Source organism: Micromonospora sp. RP3T (assembly GCF_003027925.1).
Taxonomy (GTDB): Bacteria; Actinomycetota; Actinomycetes; order Mycobacteriales; family Micromonosporaceae; genus Micromonospora.
Window position 1 is genome coordinate 56,609 of sequence record NZ_PYPS01000036.1, and the last position, 22,614, is coordinate 79,222.

At 73.3% G+C, this 22,614-nt stretch carries 21 protein-coding genes and 2 tRNA genes; 11 read left to right on the top strand and 12 right to left on the bottom strand.

The window, feature by feature from the left end; all coding sequences use genetic code 11:
- Positions 1-56 precede the first annotated feature (56 nt).
- Genes rsgA through C8054_RS25415 form a run of 3 tightly spaced genes read left to right on the top strand, consistent with a single transcriptional unit; the run spans position 57 to position 2,837 of the window.
- Positions 57-944, top strand: coding sequence for a ribosome small subunit-dependent GTPase A (rsgA, locus tag C8054_RS25405; protein ID WP_107161069.1), 888 nt, complete (start codon positions 57-59; stop codon positions 942-944).
- Positions 945-1,004: 60 nt separating this feature from the next.
- Entirely contained in the window at positions 1,005-1,823 is an 819-nt protein-coding gene (gene hisN / locus C8054_RS25410; RefSeq protein WP_107161012.1) for a histidinol-phosphatase, read from the top strand.
- A gap of 60 nt (positions 1,824-1,883) precedes the next feature.
- Positions 1,884-2,837 carry a hypothetical protein gene (locus C8054_RS25415; RefSeq protein WP_199199914.1) on the top strand — a complete coding sequence of 318 codons (954 nt, stop codon included), beginning with the start codon at positions 1,884-1,886 and terminating at the stop codon, positions 2,835-2,837.
- On the opposite strand, the gene C8054_RS25420 is transcribed toward C8054_RS25415, so the two are convergent.
- Positions 2,738-3,988, bottom strand: coding sequence for a glycosyltransferase (locus C8054_RS25420; protein ID WP_107161016.1), 1,251 nt, complete (start codon positions 3,986-3,988; stop codon positions 2,738-2,740). The genes C8054_RS25415 and C8054_RS25420 overlap by 100 nt on opposite strands.
- Before the next feature lie 192 nt (positions 3,989-4,180).
- On the opposite strand from C8054_RS25420, the gene C8054_RS25425 reads away from it, so the two are divergent.
- The 3 genes from C8054_RS25425 to C8054_RS25435 all read left to right on the top strand — a co-directional run bounded on the left by C8054_RS25425 (position 4,181) and on the right by C8054_RS25435 (position 6,562).
- Complete coding sequence (locus tag C8054_RS25425) at positions 4,181-5,182, top strand: SDR family oxidoreductase (protein ID WP_107161018.1); 1,002 nt, start codon at positions 4,181-4,183, stop codon at positions 5,180-5,182.
- Positions 5,179-5,910 (top strand): ATP-binding protein, encoded by a 732-nt coding sequence (locus tag C8054_RS25430; RefSeq protein WP_107161021.1) that lies wholly within the window; start codon positions 5,179-5,181, stop codon positions 5,908-5,910. Before C8054_RS25425 ends, C8054_RS25430 begins: the two co-directional genes overlap by 4 nt.
- A gap of 79 nt (positions 5,911-5,989) precedes the next feature.
- Entirely contained in the window at positions 5,990-6,562 is a 573-nt protein-coding gene (locus C8054_RS25435; RefSeq protein WP_107161023.1) for a DUF5709 domain-containing protein, read from the top strand.
- A 1-nt stretch (position 6,563) separates the two neighbouring features.
- Here C8054_RS25435 and C8054_RS25440 read toward each other — a convergent pair whose 3' ends face one another.
- Both C8054_RS25440 and macS read right to left on the bottom strand, forming a co-directional pair.
- Positions 6,564-7,211, bottom strand: coding sequence for a response regulator transcription factor (locus tag C8054_RS25440; RefSeq protein ID WP_107161025.1), 648 nt, complete (start codon positions 7,209-7,211; stop codon positions 6,564-6,566).
- Positions 7,208-8,332: a MacS family sensor histidine kinase gene (macS, locus tag C8054_RS25445; RefSeq protein WP_107161027.1), complete on the bottom strand. Its 1,125-nt coding sequence runs from the start codon at positions 8,330-8,332 to the stop codon at positions 7,208-7,210. The genes C8054_RS25440 and macS overlap by 4 nt, the downstream gene beginning before the upstream one ends.
- A 115-nt stretch (positions 8,333-8,447) precedes the next feature.
- Between macS and C8054_RS25450 the strand changes: the two genes are divergently transcribed.
- On the top strand, positions 8,448-8,915 hold the full coding sequence (locus C8054_RS25450; protein ID WP_107161030.1) for an ATP-binding protein: 468 nt from the start codon (positions 8,448-8,450) through the stop codon (positions 8,913-8,915).
- A 63-nt stretch (positions 8,916-8,978) separates the two neighbouring features.
- Here the strand turns inward: C8054_RS25450 and C8054_RS25455 are convergent, their stop codons facing one another.
- Positions 8,979-9,917, bottom strand: coding sequence for a ribose-phosphate pyrophosphokinase (locus tag C8054_RS25455; protein WP_107161032.1), 939 nt, complete (start codon positions 9,915-9,917; stop codon positions 8,979-8,981).
- Between the two features lie 65 nt (positions 9,918-9,982).
- Between C8054_RS25455 and glpK the strand changes: the two genes are divergently transcribed.
- Both glpK and C8054_RS25465 read left to right on the top strand, forming a co-directional pair.
- Positions 9,983-11,467: a glycerol kinase GlpK gene (glpK, locus tag C8054_RS25460; RefSeq protein ID WP_107161071.1), complete on the top strand. Its 1,485-nt coding sequence runs from the start codon at positions 9,983-9,985 to the stop codon at positions 11,465-11,467.
- On the top strand, positions 11,468-11,977 hold the full coding sequence (locus tag C8054_RS25465) for a GNAT family N-acetyltransferase (protein WP_107161034.1): 510 nt from the start codon (positions 11,468-11,470) through the stop codon (positions 11,975-11,977).
- A 96-nt stretch (positions 11,978-12,073) separates the two neighbouring features.
- Here the strand turns inward: C8054_RS25465 and C8054_RS25470 are convergent, their stop codons facing one another.
- Complete coding sequence (locus C8054_RS25470; protein WP_107161036.1) at positions 12,074-12,811, bottom strand: VOC family protein; 738 nt, start codon at positions 12,809-12,811, stop codon at positions 12,074-12,076.
- Positions 12,812-12,835: 24 nt separating this feature from the next.
- Positions 12,836-13,669 carry a phosphoribosylaminoimidazolesuccinocarboxamide synthase gene (locus tag C8054_RS25475; RefSeq protein ID WP_107161038.1) on the bottom strand — a complete coding sequence of 278 codons (834 nt, stop codon included), beginning with the start codon at positions 13,667-13,669 and terminating at the stop codon, positions 12,836-12,838.
- Between the two features lie 120 nt (positions 13,670-13,789).
- On the opposite strand from C8054_RS25475, the gene C8054_RS25480 reads away from it, so the two are divergent.
- Positions 13,790-15,124 (top strand): ABC transporter substrate-binding protein, encoded by a 1,335-nt coding sequence (locus C8054_RS25480; protein ID WP_107161073.1) that lies wholly within the window; start codon positions 13,790-13,792, stop codon positions 15,122-15,124.
- Positions 15,125-15,195: 71 nt separating this feature from the next.
- Here C8054_RS25480 and C8054_RS25485 read toward each other — a convergent pair whose 3' ends face one another.
- The 5 genes from C8054_RS25485 to C8054_RS25505 all read right to left on the bottom strand — a co-directional run bounded on the left by C8054_RS25485 (position 15,196) and on the right by C8054_RS25505 (position 20,122).
- Positions 15,196-15,447: a hypothetical protein gene (locus C8054_RS25485; RefSeq protein ID WP_107161041.1), complete on the bottom strand. Its 252-nt coding sequence runs from the start codon at positions 15,445-15,447 to the stop codon at positions 15,196-15,198.
- A 105-nt stretch (positions 15,448-15,552) separates the two neighbouring features.
- Positions 15,553-15,626, bottom strand: a tRNA-Met gene (locus C8054_RS25490).
- A 173-nt stretch (positions 15,627-15,799) separates the two neighbouring features.
- Positions 15,800-15,873, bottom strand: a tRNA-Met gene (locus tag C8054_RS25495).
- 126 nt (positions 15,874-15,999) lie between these two features.
- On the bottom strand, positions 16,000-18,981 hold the full coding sequence (locus C8054_RS25500; RefSeq protein ID WP_199199911.1) for a UPF0182 family protein: 2,982 nt from the start codon (positions 18,979-18,981) through the stop codon (positions 16,000-16,002).
- 127 nt (positions 18,982-19,108) lie between these two features.
- Positions 19,109-20,122: a PDZ domain-containing protein gene (locus tag C8054_RS25505; protein WP_199199912.1), complete on the bottom strand. Its 1,014-nt coding sequence runs from the start codon at positions 20,120-20,122 to the stop codon at positions 19,109-19,111.
- A gap of 115 nt (positions 20,123-20,237) precedes the next feature.
- Between C8054_RS25505 and C8054_RS25510 the strand changes: the two genes are divergently transcribed.
- Positions 20,238-21,509, top strand: a complete 1,272-nt coding sequence (locus C8054_RS25510; protein WP_107161047.1) for a zinc-dependent metalloprotease — start codon at positions 20,238-20,240, stop codon at positions 21,507-21,509.
- Positions 21,510-21,875: 366 nt separating this feature from the next.
- Here C8054_RS25510 and C8054_RS25515 read toward each other — a convergent pair whose 3' ends face one another.
- On the bottom strand, positions 21,876-22,478 hold the full coding sequence (locus C8054_RS25515) for a hypothetical protein (RefSeq protein WP_107161049.1): 603 nt from the start codon (positions 22,476-22,478) through the stop codon (positions 21,876-21,878).
- Positions 22,479-22,614: the final 136 nt, after the last annotated feature.

A 22,614-nucleotide genomic window follows, 5' to 3' on the forward strand; every position in this document is an offset into this window, starting at 1 on the left:
GGCGCTACACCTGCGTCCGGCCGGACGCCGGCCCGGACGACCCGGTCGTCACCGCCATGCGCGCCCGCGAGCTGGGCCGCAAGTCGGTGGTGGTGGGCGACCGGGTGGGGCTGGTCGGTGACGTCACCGGCGCGCCCGGCGCGCTGGCCCGCATCGTGCGCATCGCCGAACGCACCTCGGTGCTGCGGCGTACCGCCGACGACGACGAGTCCACCGCCGAGGGGCGGCTGGAGCGGGTGGTGGTGGCGAACGCCGACCAACTCGTGATCGTCAGCGCGCTGGCCGACCCGCCGCCGCGCACCGGGTTCATCGACCGCTGCCTGGTCGCCGCGTACGACGCCGACATCGAGCCGTTGCTCTGCCTCACCAAGGCCGACCTGGCCGGCCCTGAGGCGGTGCTCGGCTACTACACCGAGCTGGAGCTGCCGTACGTGCTGATCCGCCCGGGCGCCGACCTGGCCGACCTGCGCGCGCTGCTCGCCGGCCGCGTCTCGGTCCTGGTGGGGCACTCCGGGGTGGGCAAGTCGACGCTCGTCAACCGCCTGGTCCCGGCGGCGGAACGGGCGGTCGGCACGGTCAGCGCGATCGGCCGGGGCCGGCACACCTCGACCAGCGCGGTGGCGCTGCGCCTGCCCCCGGGCCCCGACGCGGGCCCGGGGTGGATCGTCGACACCCCCGGCGTCCGCAGCTTCGGGCTGGCGCACGTGTCCGCGGAGAGCCTGCTGCACGGCTTCCCCGACCTGGTCGAGGCGACCGTGGACTGCCCGGCCAACTGCCCGCACGGCGCCGACGAGGCGGACTGCGCGCTGGACGCCTGGGTGGCCGCCGGCAAGGCGGACCCGCGCCGGCTCGCCTCGTACCGGCGGCTGCTGGCCTCGCGGCTCGGCGAGGGCGACGTGCGGGAGCCCGAGCGCAACCCGGGCGACCCGCTCGCCGGGTCCTGACCGGCGGGCCGGCGGCCACCCGCCGGCACCGGCCGCGCGCGCCGCACTACCGTGTCGACCATGACCGGGTACGCCGACGACCTCGCCCTCGCCCACCTGCTCGCGGACGCCGCGGACGCCGTCTCGGCGGCCCGGTTCCGCGCGCTCGACCTGCGGGTGGAGTCGAAGCCGGACCTGACCCCGGTGTCCGACGCGGACACCGCCGTGGAGCGGGAGATCCGGGCCCTGCTGGCCGCCCACCGACCCGCCGACGGCCTGCTCGGCGAGGAGTACGGCGAGCAGCCCGCCGCCGGCCCGGACGGGCGGCGTTGGGTGGTCGACCCGATCGACGGGACGAAGAACTTCGTCCGGGGAGTGCCGGTCTGGGCCACGCTGATCGCGCTGCTGGAGCACGACCGGCCGGTGCTCGGTCTGGTCTCCGCGCCGGCGCTGAACCGGCGCTGGTGGGGCGCGCTCGGCGCCGGCGCGTTCGCCGGTACCGGCCCGGCGGAGGCCACGCCGATCCGGGTCTCCGGCGTCACGGCGCTGGCCGACGCGAGCGTCTGCTACTCGTCGCTGACCGGTTGGGAACAGGCCGGGCGGCTGGACGCGATGCTGCAACTCATGCGGGACACCTGGCGCAGCCGGGCGTACGGCGACTTCTACGGCTACATGCTGTTGGCCGAGGGGGCGCTGGACGTGATGGTGGAGCCGGAGCTGTCGCTGTGGGACGTCGCCGCGTTGGTGCCGATCGTCACCGAGGCCGGTGGCCGGTTCACCGACCTGGCCGGGCGCCCCGCGCCGGCCGGCGCCGACTCGGCCGACATCAGCGCCGTGGCCAGCAACGGCCCACTGCACGACGACATCCTGGACCGGCTCGGCCGGCCAGCCGAGCGCTGACCGGGCCCGAGCCTCTATCCTCGCCAGGTGGTCTCCTCCGGCTGGTGCTTCCTCGCGGCGATGATCGTCGCGTACGGCTTCGCCAACCTGCTCCAGTCGGTGGCCGCCGCGCGGACCACCGTGCACCACACCTTCGACCCGGGGCTGCTGCTGCGGCTGGCCAGCCACCGGACGTACCTGATCGGGTTGGCCTGCCAGATCATCGGCTTCGTGCTGGCCTTCCTGGCCCGCCGGGACCTGCCGCTGTTCCTGGTCCAGGCCAGCGTGGCGGCCGGGCTGGGGGTGACCGCGGTGCTCGGCGTGCTGGTGCTCAAGTGGCGGCTGCCGGCCGCCGAGGTCGGGCTGCTGGTGCTGCTGTTCGGCGGGATCACCGCGCTGGTGCTGTCGGCCGAGCCGGCGCCGTCCCGGCAGCTCGGCACCGCCGGGCTGGTCGGCCTGGTGGTGGCGCTCGGTGCGATCGCCGCGTCCGGTTTCTTCGCCGCCCGACTGCACGGCGCGCCCGGTTCGGTGGTGCTCGGGTCACTGGCCGGGATGGCGTTCTCCGCCGCCGCGGTGGCGGCCCGCCCGCTGGCCTCCGCCGACTCGACCGAGGCGTTCGTCCGTGATCCGCTGCTCTACCTGCTGATCGCCCACTCGCTGGTCGGCCAGCTCCTGCTCGGTCTGGCCATGCAGCGCGGTTCGACCACCGCGGCGGTGGCCGCGATGGACGCGGCTGGCGCGGTGCCCGCGGCGATCATCGGGGTGCTGCTGCTCGGCGACAAGATCTGGCCCGGCCGGGAGTGGCTGGCCGGGCTCGGCTTCCTGGTCACGTTGGCCGCCGTGGTCGGCCTGACCCGGTACGCCCAGCCGCAGCACCACCACCCGGCCGTCCGGGACCGGGGGCCGGCGATGATCGGTGTCGGGGTGGTGCCGGCTCAGGCCGCCTCGACCGGCCCGCGTTCGGCGACCACCTCGACCGGCGGCGTCGGCTCCACCGGGGTGGCCGGCCGGCGACGCCCGATCACCCGCTCGTAGAGCCGCTCCAGCGCCGCCGCCGTCCGCTCCCAGGTGTAGCTGCACCGCACCCGGTCCACCGCGGCGTGCCCGTACGCGAACCGCCCGGCGTTGTCGGTGAGCACCCGACGCAGGGTGACCCCGAGCGTGCGGATGTCGCCCGGCGGCACCAGCTTGCCGGTCACCTCGTCGACCACCGCGTCGGCGATGCCGCCCATGGCGTAGCCGACCACCGGCACGCCGCAGGCCATCGCCTCCAGCGACACCCGCCCGGCGGACGAGTAGTGCGGCGTGCAGGCCACCACGTCCGCGGAGCGGTACCAGGTGGCCATCTGGTCGTGCGGGACGGCGCCGACCAGGTGGATCCGCTCCGCCACGCCGGCCCGCTCGGCCAGTTGGCGTAGCCGGCGCGCCTCCGCGTGCCCGGCCAGCCGCTCGGCCGGCGGCCCACCGGCGATCACCAGCTCCGCGTCGCCGACCAGCCGCATCGCCCGGATCAGGTCGTCCTGGCCGTGGCCGGGGGTGAGCCCGCCGACGGAGAGGATCCGGGGCCGCTGGTCCCGGGGCGCGGCCTCACCGTCCGGGTGGAAGTACCCGGTGTCCACGCCGGTCGGCACCATCGCCACCGAGGTGCGTTGCAGGCCCATCCGGGTCAGCTCGTCGACCTCGTCGTTGCACTGGGCGACCGCCACGTCCACGGCCCGGGTCAGGGCCCGTTCCAGCGGGATCCGTTGGCCCGGCCCGGCGTAGCCCCGGCCGAGGTGGCGGAGCTGCTCGACGCCGAGCGAGTGGAAGGTCTGCACGACCGGGATGTCGGTCGCGCGGACCGCGTGGGCGGCGGCCAGGCCACCCACCCAGTAGTGCCCGTGCACCACCTCGGGCGTCCAGTCGCCGGACCACTCGCCGGCCAGCCAGCGGCCGAACTCGGCCACGTACGGCACCAGCTCGACGGTGGGCAGCGGATCGGGCGGGCCGACCGGGACGCGTTCCAGGCGGTAGCCGTCCAGCTCGGCCAGGGCCGGTTGGGCGGCGGCGTCACGGCGTTCGTACACGCGGACCTCGTGGCCTCGGGCGGCGAGTTCAGCCGCCACGCGCGCAATGTGCTCCTGAGTCCCGACGGTGGGACCGTCGGTGGACGAGCCGGCGTGCGCACAGACAAGGCCGACGCGCATGGTGCACCTCCATGCGTTCTAGCTGGCGGGGTCTCCCGTTCAGAGCGTCCCATTAACCCGGGCCCGGTGCCCGCAAACCTGGCAGATCGGCCCGGCGACGCGACGTCGCGCGGATGGGACACCGGTTCCGACCGAACCTGATCAGCGCGTTCTGATCGGCATGACCGGCCGGCTGGGGGGTACCGCTCGGGAATGCCGCTCACCCGCAGTCTCGCCGACGCCACCGTCGTCCTCACCGGTGCCTCCAGCGGGATCGGCGCGGCCACCGCCTACGCGCTGGCCGGGCGGGGCGCCGCCGTGGTGCTGGCGGCCCGCTCCGAGGACGCGTTGCGGCGCGTCGCCGCGCACTGCCGGGAGCTGGGTGGGCGGGCGCTCGTGGTGCCCACCGACGTGACGGACGCGGACGCGGTGGAACGGCTGGCCGCCCGCGCGGTGGCGGAGTTCGGCCGGATCGACGCCTGGATCAACAACGCGGCCGTCGGCACGGTGGGGCTGTTCGACGAGATCCCGGTGGCCGAGTTCCGCCGGGTGGTCGACGTGAACCTGCTCGGCACCGTGCACGGGACGCGCGCCGCGCTGCCCCACCTCGCCGCGGCCGGCGGCGGGGTGCTGGTGAACAACGCGTCGGTGCTGGCCGAGGTGGCCATGCCGTACCAGTCCGCGTACAACGCCACCAAGCACGCGATCCGGGGGCTGACCGACACGGTGCGGCAGGAGCTGCGGGTGACCGGGCGCGGGCACATCTCGCTCTGCACGGTGCTGCCGGCCACCATCGACACGCCGTTCTTCCGGCACGCGGCCAACCACACCGGGCGGGAGCTGACGCCGCCGCCGCCGGTCTACCCGCCGGAGCTGGTGGCCGAGACCGTGGTCCGGTTGCTGCGGCGGCCACGACGCGAGGCGTACGCGGGCGGCGCGGCGCGGTTGATGGGCCTCCAGTGGCGGCTCGCCCCGGCGTTGGCCGAGCGCGCGCTCGGCTGGTACACCGCGCGCACCCAGTTCGGCCCCGGCGTACGCCGGGACACCGACGGCACCGTCTTCACGCCCGACGCGACGGGGGCCCGGACCGACGGCTGGTCCGGCCGGCGCGGCCAGCTGCTGCGGCTGACGGCGGCCTTCGGGCTGGCCGCCGCCGGCACCGCGGTCGGCACCGTCGCGGCGATCAGTCGCCGGTCCCGGGCGGAACGATCATGAGTCCCGTCGACCGGACCGATGCGCGTACCGCGACCGGCGTGCACAATGGGACGATCATGCCGACGGACGCGCGTTGCCTGGTGGAGCCCGACGAGTCCTCCGCGACGGTCAGGCTGACCGGCGTGCTCGACCGGGCCGGCGTCGAGGCCGTGCGCGGCGCGCTGCTCGCCCGGTGCTGGCAGCGACCGGGCCCGGTGCGCGTCGACCTGTCCGGGGTCCGCATGCCCGACCCGGGGGTCCGCCCGGTGCTCGACGGGATCCGCGCCGAGGTCGCCGACTGGCCGGCCGCCGAACTGCTGCTCGATCCGGCCGGGCCGCCGAGCCCCGAGCCGCCTGAGCTGCTCGACGCCGACCTGCCGCCGGTGGTGGAGTCCGCCCGCCGGGCCCGGGCGCTGGTCACCGGCGGGTGTGTCAGGTGGGGCCTGCCGGAGCTGGCGGAGCCGGCCTGCATCGCGGTCACCGAGATGGTCAACAACGTGGTGGCGCACGCCGCGACGCCGATGACGCTCCGGCTGGCCCCGCGCGGTGGCGCGCTGCACGTGGCCGTCCGCGACCACTCCCCCGGGCGTCCCGCGTTCGCCGGGCCGGCCCCGGTCGACTCCGTCGGCGGCCGGGGGCTGCTGCTCATCGACACGGTGGCCCGCCGTTGGGGCAGCACCGCGCTGCCCGACGGCAAGGTGGTGTGGTGCGTGCTGTACGCCGAGGACGAGACCGCCTTCCGCAACTAAGGCAGGTTTCGCCCTGTTGCTCCCGATCCACCCGCCTGGTCGCGGTTAATACGGCAAGGGCAGTGGGTAGTTCACCCGCATGCGCGACGACGAGTACCCCACCCCCGTTTCCGATCCCGAGGCGGAGGGCCTGCCCGACACCGCCGACGACGACTCGACCGCCAACGACGACGTGCTGACCGGGCGTGAGGCGGACGGCCCGGAGCCGGCCCAGATCCCCGGCGACCGCACGCCGGTCGCCGTGGACCGGTTCGGCACCACGGCCGAGGAGCAGCTCGACGGCGAGTCGCTGGACTACAAGCTCGACCGCGAGCGGTACGAGCGTCCCGCCGACGACCCGCTCGCCGGCCCGGTCGACCCGGCCATCGCGGCCGAGGCGGACAGCGAGGAGGCCGCCGCGCAGGCCCAGCTCGACGCGGACGTGATCGACCCGGGCCCGGTCTCCGACCCGCACTCCCCGGTCTCGGTCTACGACCACGGCCAGCTCGGCACCGTGGCCGACCACGAGGTGGGCCGACTGGTCGAGCCGGACGAGGGGGCGCACACCGACCAGGAGACCGACAACGTCGCCTACGACGCCGGCGCGGCCGGCGGCGGGGCGAGCGCGGAGGAGCTGGCGGTGCACGAGACGCAGCCGCCGCCCGCGCACTGAGTCACTCGTCCAGGCCCCGCTCGATGGCGTACCGGGTCAGCTCGACCCGGTTGTGCAGTTGGAGCTTGCCGAGGGTGTTCTGCACGTGGTTCTGCACGGTCCGGTGGGACAGCCGGAGCCGCTCGGCGATCTGCTTGTAGGACAAGCCCTTGGCGACCAGCCGCAGCACCTCGGTCTCCCGATCGGTGAGCCGGGGTGCGTCGTCGTGCGGGGCCGGTGGCGCGGCGGCCAGCCGGCGGTACTCGCCCAGCACCAACCCGGCCAGGCCCGGCGTGAACACCGGCTCGCCGGCCGCGGTGCGCCGCACCGCGTCGAGGAACTCGGCCGGGGCGGCGGACTTGACCAGGTAGCCGGTCGCGCCGGCCTTGACCGCGTCCAGCACGCTCTGCGGCTCGCCGCTCGCCGAGAGCATGAGCACCCGCACCTCGGGCAGCGCGGCGCGCAGCCCCCGGACCACCTCCACGCCGGAGACGTCCGGCAGTTGCAGGTCGAGCACGACCAGGTCGGGACGGGCCGCCGCGGCCACCCGGACCGCCTGCCGCCCCTCGCCGCTGGTCGCCACCACGTCCAGGCCGGCCTCGGTGAGATCGCGGGCCACCCCTTCGCGCCACATCGGATGGTCGTCCACCACCATCACCCGGATGCTCATCGGCGACGGCTCCTCGGCACGGTCAATTCGATCTCGGTCCCGGCGCCCGGGGCGGAAACGATCCGCACCTCGCCGCCCAGGTCCGCCACCCGGCCCCGGATGGACTGGGCCACCCCGAGCCGGCCCTGCGCGGCGGCCTCCGCCAGCCGACCCTCCGGGATCCCCGGCCCCTCGTCGCGTACCGAGACGGTCACCGTCTCCTCCTCGTCCTCGATCAGCACCCAGGCCCGCCCGCCGGCGTGCCGCGTCACGTTGTCCAGTGCCGCGCCGACGGCCGCGGCCAGTTCCCCGGCGGCCTGGGCCGGCAGCGGCACCGGCGTGGCCGGCGCGGCCACCTGGACCTCGGTCGAGGCGTACCGGTCGAGCAGGTCGCGCAGGTCGCGGTCCGCGCCGGCCTGCTCCGGCACCGCGTCCACCCGGCCGATCAACGCCCGCAGCGCGGCCTCCTGCTCGCCGGCCAGCCGGGCCAGCTCGGCCGCCTCACCGTCCAGGTCGGCGCCGCGTCGCCGCACCAGCGCCAGCACCTGGAGCACCGAGTCGTGGATGTCGCGGGCCAGCCGTTCCCGCTCGCGGGTGGCCGCCTCCAGCTCCACCGCCCGCTGCAACCGGGCCTCCGCCTGGACCGCCAGCCGGGCCACGTGCCCGACCACCACGCCGGCCAGCAGCAGCAGGATCGCCCCGGTGAACGCGGACGGGTTGATCGGGTCCCGGGTGGCCAGGTCCGCGCCGCCGAGCACCAGCGCGGCCACCGTGCCCCGCCGTCGCCCGCCGGCGACCGCCCAGGCCAGCACCGGCCCGGCCAGCCAGGCGGAGGTCAGGACCGGCACGCCGGCGGCGAGCGCCGGCCGGCCGACCACCCACGGCGTGGCCAGGATGATCCCCAGCACCACGCCGAGGTCGGCCAGGAGCAGCGGCCAGCGCCGCCCGGCCGGACGCCGGTAGCCGACCGCGGTCACGCCGCTCCAGGCCAGCATGCCCAGCAGGACGCCGCCGGCGGCCACCGGGTGCGCGTACTGGCTGCCGTCGCGCAACACCAGCACGCCGACGTACGCCAGCGAGGCGAACCGGAACACCGCGATGGACCGCCAGAGCGGGCCGACCAGGCCGGGGGACGACGGCATGGCCGTCACCCTGCCACAGCCGGTCACGCGTGGACCGTCGGGTGCGGGCCGAGAAACCCTGACGTACGGTGGAAAAGCCGCGAAAGTTGTCGAGGAGCACTGCCGGGACGGGGCCATGACAAACGCAGAACTCCCCGCACCGCGTACGGTTGTGCCCATCGAACCTTCCCTTCTGATCGCCGAAGCCTTCGACCAGGCTCAGGTGACCGAGCTGCGGCACTCGGTCACCTCCTGCGCGCACGCCGCCGGGCTCGCCGGCCAGCGGCTGGACGACTTCGTGCTGGCGGTCAACGAGCTGATCACCAACGCGGTCCGGCACGGCGGCGGGCGGGGCCGGCTACGGCTGTGGCGGCGCGGCGGCGACCTGGTCTGCGAGGTCGCCGACCACGGCCACGGGATCAGCGAACGACGGTTGCACGACCGCGACCGGCCGGCCCCGGAGACCGCCGGCGGCTGGGGCCTCTGGCTGGCCCGGGAGCTGAGCGACACCATGGAGGTCGAGACCGGCGACGCCGGCACGGTCGTCCGGATCACCGCCGCGTTGACCACCCGGCAGCCCGCCACCCGCCCGCTGGACGGCTGACCGGCCGGCTGATCCTCCCGGCCCGCCGCCGCGGCGGTGGACGACCGGCCGGCCACGGCGCGCTCAGCCGAAGAGCGCGCTCACCGACTCGCCGTTGTGGATCCGCCGCATCGCCTCGGCCAGCGCCGGAGCCACCGAGAGCACCTCCAGCTTCGGCACCCGCTTCTCGGCCGGGATCGGCACCGTGTTGGTGCAGACGATCTCCAGCACGCCGTCCTGCGCGCTCAGCCGCTCCAACGCGCCGCTGGAGAAGAGGCCGTGCGTGCAGGCCAGGCGGATCGAGCGGACCTGTCGCTCGCGCAGGTGCGAGATCAGTTCGAGCACGGTGCTGCCCTTGGCGATCTCGTCGTCCAGCACGATCACGTCCCGGTCCACCACGTCCCCGATGATGGTGCTGATCTGCACCCGGTCGTCGCTGAACCGCTGCTTCGCGCCGGCCGCCACCGGGGTGCCGAGCATCCGGGCGAACGCCGCCGCCTCCTTGGCGTTGCCCAGGTCCGGCGAAACCACCACCGCGTCGCTCAGGTCGTACCCCTTGAAGTGGGCGGCCAACTCGCGCAGCGCGTGCAGGTGGTCCACCGGGACGCTGAAGAAGCCGTGCACCTGCGGCGAGTGCAGCGTCATGGCCAGCACCCGGTGCGCGCCGGCCGAGGTGAGCAGGTCGGCCACCAGCCGCCCGCCGATGGAGATGCGCGGCGCGTCCTTCTTGTCCGACCGGGCGTACGCGTAGTGCGGCAGGACCACGGTGATCCGGCCGGCCGACGCGCCCCGCGCCGCGTCGATCATGAGCAGCAGCTCGACCAGGTGCTCCTGCACCGGCGGCACCAGCGGCTGGATGAGGAAGACGTCCCGCTCCCGGCAGTTCGCCTGCAACTGCACCTCGAGGCAGTCGTTGGCGAACCGGGACACCCGCACCGGGTGCAGCGGAACGGCGAGGTGGGCGCAGATCTCGGCGGCGAGGTCCGGGTGGGCGGTCCCGCTGAACACGGCAATGTCACGCACGTCTGGTGATCGTACGGGCCGCCCGGTGGGAGACGGGGGACGCACCCGGCGGGTACGGTGCCTGCGTGACCGGAGAGTTCGTCGCCGCCATCGACCAGGGCACCACCTCCTCGCGGTGCATCGTCTTCGACGCCGACGGCGAGATCGTCGCCGTGGCCCAGCGCGAACACCGGCAGATCTTCCCGCGACCGGGCTGGGTCGAGCACGACGCGGAGGAGATCTGGACGAACGTGGAGCACGTGGTCCGAGAGGCGCTGGCGAGTGCCGACCTCGGCCCCGAGCACCTGGCCGCGGTGGGCATCACCAACCAGCGGGAGACCACCGTGGTCTGGGACCAGACCACCGGCCGGCCGGTGGCCAACGCCATCGTCTGGCAGGACACCCGCACCGGCCCGCTGCTGCGCGAGCTGGCCGAGGCGTACGACGAGGAACGACTGCGCGCCCGCACCGGCCTGACGCTTGCCACCTACTTCGCCGGCCCGAAGCTGCGGTGGCTGCTCGACCACGTCGACGGGCTGCGCGAGCGCGCCGAACGCGGCGAGGTGCTGTTCGGCACCATGGACAGTTGGCTCATCTGGAAGCTGACCGGGCGGCACGTCACCGACGTGACGAACGCCAGCCGCACCCTGCTGATGGACCTGGAAACGCTCGACTGGGCGCCGGAGTTGCTCGACGCGCTCCGCGTCCCGGCCGCGATGCTGCCCGAGATCCGCTGCTCGGCCGAGGTCTACGGCACCGCCGAGGGGGTGCTCGCCGGGGTGCCGGTGGCCAGCGCGCTCGGCGACCAGCAGGCCGCGTTGTTCGGGCAGACCTGTTTCCGCCCCGGCGAGGCCAAGTGCACCTACGGCACCGGCAGTTTCCTGCTGCTCAACACCGGCGCCAGCCCGGTGCCGTCGCGGCACGGCCTGCTCACCACCGTGGCCTACCGGATCGAGGGCCAGCCGGCCGCGTACGCGTTGGAGGGCGCCATCGCGGTCACCGGCTCGCTGGTGCAGTGGCTGCGCGACAACCTCGGCCTGATCTCCACCGCGCCCGAGGTCGAGGAACTGGCCCGCACCGTCGACGACAACGGCGGCTGTTACGTGGTGCCGGCCTTCTCCGGCCTGTTCGCGCCGCACTGGCGCAGCGACGCGCGGGGCGTGATCGCGGGCCTGACCGGCTACATCACCAGGGGGCACCTGGCCCGGGCGGTGCTGGAGGCGTCCGCCTTCCAGACCCGCGAGGTGGTGGACGCCATGAACGCCGACTCCGACGTGGCGCTGCGCCGGCTGCGGGTGGACGGCGGGATGACCGGCAACGAGCTGCTGATGCAGTTCCTCGCCGACGTGCTCGACGTGCCGGTGGTGCGCTCCCGGATCACGGAGACCACCTGCCTCGGCGCCGCGTACGCGGCCGGTCTGGCGGTCGGTTTCTGGCCCGACCTGGACACGCTGCGGGACAAGTGGCGCTCCGACGCCCGGTGGGAGCCCGCCATGGAACCGGCCCACCGCCGCCACGAGCTGCGCCAGTGGCACAAGGCCGTCCAACGCACCCTGGACTGGGAAGACTAGGTGTCCGGCCCGGAGCGGTCGGGGACCCGGCCGACGGTTCGGCCGGCGAGCGTGGCGGATGTCGCGTCCCTGGTGGAGTTGCGCCTGGCCAACGCTCGGGCGCATCGTGCTCTCGACGCCGGCACCTACCGCGTTCCACCGCGTGACGCCGTTCTGCGCCACTTCGCGGCCGTGCTGGCCGACGTGGCCGGACGGGACGCCGTCCTCGTCGCCGAGACCCACGACAGCCGGGTGGTCGGGATGGTCGAGGTGCTGCGGTGTGCCGATCCGCCGGATCACCAGATCCTGCGTCCGGAACCTTCGGCGCAGATCCACACCGTCGTGCTGCCCGACGCCAGAGGGCTCGGGGTGGGAACGGCGTTGGTGGCGGCGGCCGAACGGTGGGCACGCAGCCGGGGGATCACGTACCTGTCGGCCGGCATCCACCACCGCAACGCCGATGCGGTGCGCTTCTACCGCCGACACGGCTACACCGACGCCGGCCTCTCCCTCGGCCGAACCGTGCCCTAGCCCTCTCCCCCGCGATCTTGCACTTGCCGCCCCGACTTTCCGGCCATTCCGGGCGGGTCGCGGGCCGAAAGTGCAAGATCGCGGGCACCGACGGGGTCAGGCCGGGGTGAGGAGGCAGAACTCGTTGCCCTCGGGGTCGGTCAGGACCGTCCACGGGATGTCGGTGCGGCCGAGGTCGACGCGGGTCGCGCCGAGCGTCTCCAGGCGGGCCGCCTCGGCTGCCAGGTCGGCGCCCGGGTAGGGGCGGACGTCGAGGTGCACCCGGTTCCACCCGGTCTTCGGGTCGGGGTTGCGGAGGAACTCCAGGTACGGACCGACACCCTGGGCGGAACGCAGCCTCGCGTGCTGGTCGGTCACCTCGTGCACGGTCCAGTCCGTCGCCTCGCCCCAGAAGCGGGCCATCTCCCGCGGATCCGCGCAGTCGACCACCACGGTCGCGATCGGCCCGGTGTCCCGGTAGATCGGGCGCGGCTCCAGCACGCAGAACTCGTTGCCCTCCGGGTCGGCCAGCACCGTGAACGGGACGTCACCCTGGCCGATGTCGACAGGCGTCGCGCCCAGCTCCGTCAGGCGTGCGACCAGCTCCGCCTGATGCTCCGCCGACGTGGTGGCCAGGTCGACGTGCACCCGGTTCTTCACGGTCTTGGGCTCGGACGAGACGACGAGGTCGACGCAGACGGCGGACGGGTCGGGATAGCCGAAGCCCTCGGGTTCGAGGTTGGTCACGCCCGGCCCCTCGCTGGCGAGCCCCCAGCCGAGCGCCTTCGCCCAGAACGCGCCCAGCGCGGCGTCGTCCCGGGCCTTCATGGTGATCTGCACGAGCCTCGTCGACATGCCGACGAGACTAGACCGCCTTCGTCAGTCCCAGCGGTTGCCGGTGAGCTTCTCGTACGCCTCGACGTAACGGGCCCGGGTCGCCTCCACCACGTCCGCCGGCACCTCCGGCGCCGGCGGGCGCTTGTCCCAGCCGCTCTCGACGGCCCAGTCCCGCACGTACTGCTTGTCGAAGGAGAACTGGACCCGACCCGGCTGGTAGGACTCGGCCGGCCAGAACCGGGACGAGTCGGAGGTGAGCAGCTCGTCGCCGAGCATCAGCGTGCCGTCCGGCGTCCAGCCCAGCTCCAGCTTCGTGTCGGCGATCAGGATGCCCCGGTCGGCGGCGATCTCCGCACCACGTCGGTAGACGTCGATGGTGATCTCCCGTAGCCGTTCCGCGGTCTCCGGTCCCACCTTGTCGACCACCTGCTCGTAGGTCATCGGCTCGTCGTGCTCGCCCTTGGGCGCCTTGGTCGACGGGGTGAAGATCGGCTCGGGCAGGATCGACGCCTCCACCAGCCCCCGGGGCAGCGGCACGCCGGACACCGCGCCGGTGCGCTCGTACTCGGCGAGGCCGCCGCCGGTCAGGTAACCCCGGGCCACGCACTCGACCGGCACCATCTCCAGCCGTCGGCACCGGATCGCCCGGCCGGCGAACTCCGCCGGCACCTCGGTGGCGGAGACGACATGGTTCGGCACCAGGTCCGACAACTGCTCGAACCACCACAGCGAGAGCGCGGTGAGCAGGCGGCCCTTGTCCGGGATCGGGGTCGGCAGCACCACGTCGTAGATGGAGACGCGGTCGGAGGCGACCAGGATCAGGTCCGCGCCGTCGGCGTAGACGTCCCGGACCTTGCCCGAATGCAGAAGTTCCACGGCGCTAAGTACACCACGGCGCAGTGCGTCGACCGGAGCGCCCACCGGCCGTCCCGCCCGACGTTGACACCCCCGGCCGGGGCCGGTGGAATGATCCGTCCACCCACCTTCGGAGAGACCGTGCGCGCTCAGTGGTCCGTACCCCGTCCCGGCCTCGACCGGCGGCGGTTCCTCGGCGCGCTCGCCGGGCTGCCACTGCTCGCCGGTGGACTGAGCGGCGGGCTGGCCGGTTGCAGCCCGGCGGAGGACGAGGCGGTGGCCGACGACGGCCCGATCGAGCTGTCGGTGTTCTGGTGGGGCGGCAACCGCCGGGCCCAGGTCACCGAGCAGGCGTTACGCCTCTACACCCAGCAGAATCCCCGGGTCAGCTTCAAGATCACCTGGCAGGGGCTGAACGGCTACTACGACCGGCTCGCCACCCAGGCCACCGGCGGCAACGTGCCGGACCTGTTCCAGATCGACGACACGCTGCTCACCGAGTACGACCGCCGCGACATCCTGCTCGACCTCACCCGCCACACCACCGACGATCGACTCGACCTGCGCGGGCTGCCGGAGCAGTTGGCCCGGTACGGCCAGGTGGACGAGCGCACCGTGGCGGTGCCCGCCGCGCAGACCAACGCGGCGCTGGTGTTCAACCGGGACCTGCTGCGTCGGCTGGACGAGCCCGAGCCGCGCACCGGCATGTCCTGGAAGGAGTACGCCCGCTGGGCCGCCCGCGTCACCCGGGCCTCCGGCAACCGGGTCGCCGGCACCATGGACCCCTCCGGCGACTACCGGGCGCTCTGGCTCTGGCTGCGCGGGCAGGGCAGCGAGCTGTACCAGGGCCGACAGCTCGGCTTCAGCTCGGCCGAACTGCTCGACTGGTTCGAGTTCTGGGAGGTCGCCCGCTTCGACCGGGCCACCCCGAGCGCCGCCCTGGTCGAGCAGGCGGACAGCGGCGAGCTGGCCCGGCAGCTCGTGGTCACCGGCCACGCCGCGGCGTCCTTCGCCTGGTCGCACCAGTTTCCGGAGCTGCAACGGCTGACCGACGACGAGTTGGGCGCGGTCGCCTTTCCCGGCACGCCGGCCGCGCAGTGGCCCCGCGCGTCGATGTACTGGGCCGGCTTCCGCGGGACCCGCCACCCGGGCGTAGTGGTGGACGTGCTCAACTTCCTGACCACGAACGTGGCGGCCGGCCGGATCCTCGGCTTCGAACGCGGCCTCAGCCCCGGCACGCAGGTCCGCGCGTACGTCGCCGCCGACGTGACCGACCGGGCCGAGAAGCGGGTGGCCGCCCTGGGCGTGGAGCTGGACGGGCTGGCCGGCCCGGCGCCCACGCCGCCGCCGAAGGGGCACGCCACGGTGCGGACCCTGCTGATCGACGCGGCGGAGAGCATCCGGGGCAAGCGGGCCGGGGCCCGCACCGCTACCTCACGCTTCATGGCCCGGGCGAACGCCGCCCTCGCCGGCTGACGGGTAAGGCGGGGGCCCCGCTTAACGCATTAGGTAGAGGCGGGGGCCCCGCTTAACACCGGCGCGACGCGTCAGCGCGGCGGACGGTTCCGCCGGTTCCGCATCAACATCAGCACCAGCAGCACGATCCCGCCGACCACCACCAGGCAGCAGAGCAGGCCGAGGATGCCGAAGCCACCACCCCGGGAACGCCGCCGTGCGGCCTCCACCACGACCTCACCGGTCCCGGTCGACGCCCAGGCCGCAACCGGTACGAAGACCGAGAGCACGACCGTACCGATGACCGCGCTCAGGCGGCCCCACCATCTGTTCCATCCAGCCATGCCCCCATCCTCGCCGAGGCGCGCAACCGGGGCACGCCGGACGGGACGGAAGGATCCGGATACGACGAAGGCCCCGGAGCGAACTCCGGGGCCTTCACGATCTCGTAGCGGGGACAGGATTTGAACCTGCGACCTCTGGGTTATGAGCCCAGCGAGCTACCGAGCTGCTCCACCCCGCGTCGGTATGTGTACAGCCTATCGCATCCGAATCGTGGAGATCAGCCGGGTCCCCGATCCCGCCCGATCCCTCGCCGGAGCGCCGAACCGAGGGCCGGGCCGGGCATCGGCATCGGCATCGGCATCGGGAAACGACGAAGGCCCCGGAGCGAACTCCGGGGCCTTCACGATCTCGTAGCGGGGACAGGATTTGAACCTGCGACCTCTGGGTTATGAGCCCAGCGAGCTACCGAGCTGCTCCACCCCGCGTCGGCTCGTTAACCCTAGCGCACCGCCCCGACGAGGCGCAAAACGGGTGCCCGACACGACCCGGGCCCGGGTTCCGGTGACCGTCGGGGCCACCGGACCACGGGCCCGGAGTGTCGTCGCGCGAGGTCAGCCGCTCGGCGACGGCGAGGCCGAGGCCGGTGCCGACGGCGAGGCGCTGCCCGAGGGCGCCGGGTTGCCGGACCCGTTCGCCGCCGCCTGGGCCTGCTGGAACGCGGTCATCGCCTCGTCCAACGCCTTCAACGCCCGCCCGTACCGCTCGAAGTCACCTGACGCCTGCGCGGCCTTGACCTCGGCGATGGCGGTCTGCACCTTGCCGGCCGCGTCGGCCAGCTCGCCGGTGAGCGGCGGCGGGGTGTTGTTGCCGCCGGTCGGCGGTGGGGTGTTGCCGTCGTCGCTCGGCGGCGGGGTGCCCGAGCCGGCCCGCTTACCCTGCTCGACCAACTGTTTGATGCCGTCGCTCAGGTTGTTGGCGAGCACCACGTACGAGCCGCCGTCACCGTACGAGAGCAGCACCTTCTGCAACAGCGGGTACGCGTCCTGGCTGCTGCTCTTCACGTAGACCGGCTCGACGTAGAGCATCCCGTCGGCGAACGGCAACGACAGCAGGTTGCCGTACTGCACCTGGGCCTGGTTGGAGGAGAGCAGGTTGAGCTGCTGACGGATGTCGCCGTTGTTGGTCATCTGTTGGTGGACCTGGGTCGGCCCGGAGATCCGGGTCTGGTCCGGCAGCTCCAGCACCTCCAGGCGCGGCTGGCCGTCCACGTACGAGCCGGAGACCAGCGCGGCCAGGTTCTGCCGCCCGTTCGGGGTGACCGCCGAGGTCAACTGGAACCGTGGCCCGTCCTGCCCGGGGAACTGCGTGAACAGGTAGTAGGGCGGCTGCTTCTGCCCGCTGTCCGGCGCGTCCGGCACGTTCGGCACCTGCCAGAAGTCCTGGCCGGAGTAGAAGTCGCCCGGGTCGGTCACGTGGAACTTGGTGAGCAGGTTGCGCTGCACTTTGAACAGGTCGGCCGGGTAGCGGAAGTGCTCGGCCAGCTCCGGCGGGATGTCGCCCTTGGGCAGCACGACGTCGCCGCCGAACGCCTTGTTCCACGCCTTCAGCACCGGGTCGGTGTCGTCGTACGAGTAGAGCTTGACCGTGCCGTCGTACGCGTCGACTGTCGCCTTCACCGAGTTGCGGATGTAGTTGACGTTCTCCCGGGCGAGCTGGAACGTGCCCCGACCGGTCAGCTCGTCGGCGGTCTCCGACTGGAGGTTGACCCGCTCGGCGTACGGGTAGGTCGCCGCCGTGGTGTAGCCGTCGATGATCCACAGCACGCGGCCGTTCACCACGGCCGGGTACGGGTCGCCGTCGAGCGTGAGGAACGGCGCGACCTTCTCCACCCGGTCGCGCGGGTTACGCACGTAGAGCAGCTTCGAGTTCTCGTTGACCGCCTCGGAGAGCAGGAAGTTCGACTCCTGCTCCTTGATCGCGTAGAGCAGCCGCCGGGGGAACGAGCCGATCTTGACGCCGCCCTCGCCGGTGTACGTGTAGTACTGCTCGCCGCCGGTGGAGGTGGGCCGGTCGAACTCGACGTTGCGGTCGCCGGTCTGCCCGACGATCGCGTAGTCGTCGGGCTCCATCCGCTCGCCGTAGTAGATCCGCGGCTGCTGGGCCGGGATCTCCTCGGTCGGCGAGGAACACGCCTCCTGCGCCTTCTCACCGAGGAAGCCGGAGACGAAGTACGGCTGCCCGCCGCAGACCACCTGGTTCGCCGGCGCGGCCACCAGGCCGTACCCGTGGGTGTAGACGGTGTGCCGGTTGATCCAGTTGCTCTGCTGGTCGGTCAGCTCGCCGTAGTTGATCTCCCGGACGCCGACCACGTAGTCGGAGGTCTTCTCCTTGACCGCGTACCTGTCGATATCCAGCTTCGAGCCGAAGTCGTAGAAGCCACGCACCTGCTGGAGCTGCGTGTAGGTCTCGGAGACGAGCTGCGGGTCGAGCAACCGGATGTTCGACACCACCGAGGTGTCGGTGGACAGGCTGGCGGGTGGCACGAGGTTGCTGGCCGCGTACGGAGTCGTCTTCGTGCCGTCGAGGCTGAACGCGGACCGGGTCGCCTTGATGCTGCGTTCGATGTACGGCGCCTCCTTGTCCCGGGCGCTCGGCTTCACCTCGAACGTCTGCACCGCCCACGGGTAGATGCCGCCGATCGCCACCGCGGAGACGCCGAGCAGGGCCAGCGAGATGCCGGGCCAGACCAGGTTCCGCATCACCGCGTTGGAGAACACGATGATCGCGACGGCCACCAGGACGGAGATCCAGGCGAGGATCTCCTTCGCCGGGAGCAGCGCGTTCACGTCGGCGTAGCCGGCGCCGTAGAGCTTCGCGCCCTCGTTGTACTCCAGCAGCATGGCGCGCCGGTCCAGCACGTACGCGACGGCCTTGAGCAGGACGAAGACGGCTACCAGCGTGCTCAGGTGGGCCCGGGCGGAGTTGGTCATCCGGTCCCCGACGCCCTGGAGGCGGACCCCGCCGAAGATGTAGTGCACGGCCAGCGCGCCGAGCAGGGCCAGCACCACCGCGGTGAAGCCGACGCCGAGCACGTAACGCCAGAACGGGAGCTGGAACACGTAGAAGCCGACGTCGACGCCGAACTCCGGGTCCTTGACGCCGAAGTCACCGCCGTTGCGGAACAGCAGCCACTGGGCCCACCGGGTCTGCGCGGAGAGCCCGGCGAAGAGCCCGACGACGGCGGAGACCAACGCGATCCAGGTGCCGAGCCGGGGGCTCAGCAGCATCCGGTAGCGCTCCAGCGTGGCCTGCTCGGCCGAGTGCGGACGCATCCGGGGCCGCAGCCGGTACGCCAGCCAGAGGTTGCCGGCGATGATCACCGCCATCCCCACGCCGACCACCAGGAACAGCAGCAGCCGGGTGGCGAGCACGCCGGTGAAGACCTGGGTGTACCGGACCTCGTCGAACCAGAGCCAGTCGGTCCAGGCGTTGACCCCCCACCCGAGCAGGGTGAACAACACGAACACCCCGACCAGGACCCCGATGGTGACGCGTCCGCGTCGGCTCATCCTCGGCAGGGGACTGCTACGCATGACCACTATTGGCTCCGCACGTTTGATGTGATCGGCTCCGACCAGGCACCCAAGAGTACGGGGTGTTCCTGAACACGTCGGGTCAAGGTCACGTCACGATCGCCCCGGGGCCGGTGACCGGTCCTGCTCAGCAGCGTGTCGGCTGCCCCCCGGCGCGCAGCGTCTCCAGCGCCTTGAGCGCGTCGTCGAGCGTCGCCACCCTGAGCAACGGCAGATCCGGTTGCGGGTTACGGACCGCCTCGGCGCAGTTGTCCGCCGGGACCAGGAAGACCTTCGCGCCGGCGTCCTTGGCGCCGACCAGCTTCTGCGCGATGCCACCGATCGGGCCGACCCGGCCCTCGTCGTCGATGGTCCCGGTGCCGGCGACGATCTTCCCGCCGGTCAGGTCGGCCGGCTCCAGCTTGTCGATGATGCCCAGCGTGAACATCAGGCCGGCGCTCGGCCCGCCGATGTCCCCGAGGTCGATCTTCAGGGTGAACGGGTGCGGCTGCTGCTGGTCGATCTCGACTCCGATGCGGGGCCGGCCGTCCTGCTCGCGGCTGGTCACCGTGGCGGTGCCCGGGGTGCCGCCCCGGGTGTAGCCGATCGTCAGCGCGGTGCCGGCCGGCTTGGCCCGGATCAGCTCGGTGAGCTTGGCCGCGCTGGTCACCGGCGTCCCGTCGACCGAGGTGAGCACGTCGTCCGCGCGGAGCACGTCCGTCGACGGCCCACCCGGCGTGACGGTCTTGACCAGCACCTTGATCGGGTAGCCCAGCTCGCGCAGGGCCGCCGTCTCGGCGCTGGTCTGCGAGTTCTGGAAGTCCTCCGCGTTGCGCTTCTCGACCTCCTCCTGCGACTCCCCCGGCGGATAGACCAGCTCCCGGGGCACCACCGCCTCGTCGGAGGAGAACCAGCCGGCCAGTGCCGACCGCAGCCGGACCGTGGGCTGCACACCGACCGTGGTGAGCCGGAGCTGCCCGGCAGAGGTGGACGTCGCGCGGCCGGAAACCTGGATGATCTCCTTGCCGTTCTCACTGCCGAGCGTGTTGACGGTCGGGCCGGGGCCGAGCACCACGTACGGCAGGGGCACGCTCAGCACGCCGACGCTGAGCAGGGCGGTGAGCAGGGCACCGAGCAGGACGGTCACGCCGCGACGTCTCATGCGCCAGAGCGTACCGATCCGTCCCCCACCGTCCGGCGCGGTGACCGGCGGACTTCGCCCTCAGCGCAACGCCGACGGGCCCGACCTGCGGCGGGGCCCGCGTACCGTAGACGTCGTGCCTGATATTCCGTTCGGCTTCGCGCTCCCGGGTGGGCAACCACCAGACCCCAACGATCCCGCGCAGATGCAGCAGTTCATGTCGCAGTTGCAGCACCTGCTGTCCGCGCCGGGCAGCGGGCCGGTCAACTGGGACCTCGCCCGACAGGTCGCCGCGAGCCAGCTCGCCGCCACCGGCGACCCGGCGGTCTCGCCGTTCGAACGCAACGCGGTGGAGGAGGCGCTCCGCATCGCCGACCTCTGGCTGGAGCCGGCCACCTCGTGGCCCTCCGGCATCCGTTCGTCGGTCGCCTGGAACCGCAACGAGTGGATCTTCAAGACGCTCGACGTGTGGCGCAAGCTCTGCGACCCGGTGGCCAGCCGGATGGTCGGCGCGATGGGCGACCTGGTCCCGCCGGAGGCCCGCGCCCAGCTCGGTCCGATGCAGTCGATGGTCGCCACGCTGGGCGGCGCGCTCTTCGGCGGCCAGCTCGGCCAGGCCCTCGGCTCGCTCGCCGCCGAGGTGCTCTCCGCCGGCGACATCGGCCTGCCGCTGGGCCCCGCCGGCGCCGCCGCGCTCATCCCCGCCAACATCAAGGCGTACGGCGAGGGCCTGGAGCTGCCGGAGGACGAGGTACGCCTCTACGTGGCCCTGCGCGAGGCCGCCCACCAGCGCCTCTTCCAGCACGTGCCGTGGTTGCGCGGGCACGTGCTGACGGCGGTGGAGAACTACGCCGCAGGCATCCGGGTCAACCGGGAGGCGATCGAGGAGGCGATGGGCCGGGTCGACCCGACCGACCCGGAGTCGATGCAGGCGATCGCCCTGGAAGGCATCTTCACCCCCGAGGACACCCCGGCGCAGAAGGCCTCCCTGGCCCGGCTGGAGACCGTCCTCGCCCTGGTCGAGGGCTGGGTGTGCCACGTGGTGGACAGCGCGGCCGGTGACCGCCTGCCCAACGTCGTACGCCTCGGCGAGGCGTTCCGCCGCCGGCGCGCTGCCGGTGGCCCCGCCGAGCAGACGTTCGCCGCCCTGGTCGGCCTCGAACTGCGACCGCGTCGGCTGCGCGAGGCGACCGTGCTCTGGGCGGCGCTGACCGAGCAGCGCGGCATCGCCGGTCGGGACGCGATCTGGGGCCACCCCGACCTGCTGCCCTCGGACGACGACTTCGCCGCCCCGGAGGCGTTCGCGGCGACCGGCAGCGACCTGGACGAGGAGCTGGCCAACTTCGACTTCTCCGCGCCGGGCGCGCCGGAGGAGCCGACACCGGGTGAGGACGACGGCAGGTCCTGACGCCACACGTCGACGGGGCCCGCACGGACGTCCGTGCGGGCCCCCGCCCGTCCTGCGGGTCACCGGCGTGCCCCGCCCGCCGCGGCCCACCGTGCCCGCCCACCCTGCCCGCCCACCGTGCGCGCGGCGCAGCCCGTCGCGGGCCGGCGACCGGGCGCGTCCCGTCGACGACCTCGACCGCTGCCGGTGGAGGAAGGTACTCCCAGGTGCCTACGGACCTGATGGCGTAACCGACTCACCGCGGCAGCGGTCGCGCGGGTCGCTGTCGATCCGCGAGCCGGCCGGACCGCGACGCACCCTCGCCACCACCGCTTGACCCGTCCACGCCCTCAAGGTGGAAGGCGCGGAGAAGGCATGCTCGGGCGGTCAGCTCGGGTGGCCGGAGAGCAACGCCCGGGTCGCGTCCCACCCCTCGAACGCCGGATCCAGGGCGCCGAGGTCGGCCGGGCCGCGCAGGCGACGCCAGCCGGCGGTGACCGCCACGTCCCCGGGCCGGGGCGCGGCGGCCCGCAGCTCGCCCGGCACAGCCGTGTCGAGGTCCAGCGCCGGCACCCACTTCGGTACGGGCAGGCGCGCGGCCACCCCGAGCAGGCCCGGCCCGTTCCCCTCCGCCGGGGCGACGGCCACCGGCCGGCTGGACAGCGGCCGGAGCAGCTTGCCGAGGGTGAGACCGGGCACGTCGGGCGCGTCGGCGGCGACCACGGCCGCCTGGTCGTAGCCGGTGAGCGCCGCGAAGACGGCGTTCGGGGTGGGCTCGGGCACCTCGTGCACGGAGGTGCCGGGCCAGACCACCGCGTCGGCCAGCCAGCGGTCCGCCGGAGTGACCGCCACCGCGGTCTCCACCTCGTTCAGCGTGGCCAGCAGGTCCACCACGTCCTCGGCGAGGGCGGTCCGCCACCGGGCCGGCTCGATTCCCGGCGGTGCCCAGGTCACCGGGCCGAGCAACGCCACCACCACACGTCGGACCATTCGCCGACCCTAACTCGAAAATCGACCGTGACTTGACGTGCGGCAGCATCCCGCGTCGCGAAGCGGCGCGGGATGGGTCTTGTGGGGTGGTGCGTTAGGCGGCGAGGTCGAGGGTGACGCGGTAGCCGAGGGCTTC

Coding starts and splice junctions, on each gene's coding strand:
- rsgA (WP_107161069.1), top strand. CDS start 57: ATGCGCGCCCGCGAGCTGGGCCGCAAGTCGGTGGTGGTGGGCGACCGG.
- hisN (WP_107161012.1), top strand. CDS start 1,005: ATGACCGGGTACGCCGACGACCTCGCCCTCGCCCACCTGCTCGCGGAC.
- C8054_RS25415 (WP_199199914.1), top strand. CDS start 1,884: ATGATCGTCGCGTACGGCTTCGCCAACCTGCTCCAGTCGGTGGCCGCC.
- C8054_RS25420 (WP_107161016.1), bottom strand. CDS start 3,988: ATGCGCGTCGGCCTTGTCTGTGCGCACGCCGGCTCGTCCACCGACGGT.
- C8054_RS25425 (WP_107161018.1), top strand. CDS start 4,181: ATGCCGCTCACCCGCAGTCTCGCCGACGCCACCGTCGTCCTCACCGGT.
- C8054_RS25430 (WP_107161021.1), top strand. CDS start 5,179: ATGAGTCCCGTCGACCGGACCGATGCGCGTACCGCGACCGGCGTGCAC.
- C8054_RS25435 (WP_107161023.1), top strand. CDS start 5,990: ATGCGCGACGACGAGTACCCCACCCCCGTTTCCGATCCCGAGGCGGAG.
- C8054_RS25440 (WP_107161025.1), bottom strand. CDS start 7,211: ATGAGCATCCGGGTGATGGTGGTGGACGACCATCCGATGTGGCGCGAA.
- macS (WP_107161027.1), bottom strand. CDS start 8,332: ATGCCGTCGTCCCCCGGCCTGGTCGGCCCGCTCTGGCGGTCCATCGCG.
- C8054_RS25450 (WP_107161030.1), top strand. CDS start 8,448: ATGACAAACGCAGAACTCCCCGCACCGCGTACGGTTGTGCCCATCGAA.
- C8054_RS25470 (WP_107161036.1), bottom strand. CDS start 12,811: ATGTCGACGAGGCTCGTGCAGATCACCATGAAGGCCCGGGACGACGCC.
- C8054_RS25485 (WP_107161041.1), bottom strand. CDS start 15,447: ATGGCTGGATGGAACAGATGGTGGGGCCGCCTGAGCGCGGTCATCGGT.
- C8054_RS25500 (WP_199199911.1), bottom strand. CDS start 18,981: ATGCGTAGCAGTCCCCTGCCGAGGATGAGCCGACGCGGACGCGTCACC.
- C8054_RS25505 (WP_199199912.1), bottom strand. CDS start 20,122: ATGAGACGTCGCGGCGTGACCGTCCTGCTCGGTGCCCTGCTCACCGCC.
- C8054_RS25515 (WP_107161049.1), bottom strand. CDS start 22,478: ATGGTCCGACGTGTGGTGGTGGCGTTGCTCGGCCCGGTGACCTGGGCA.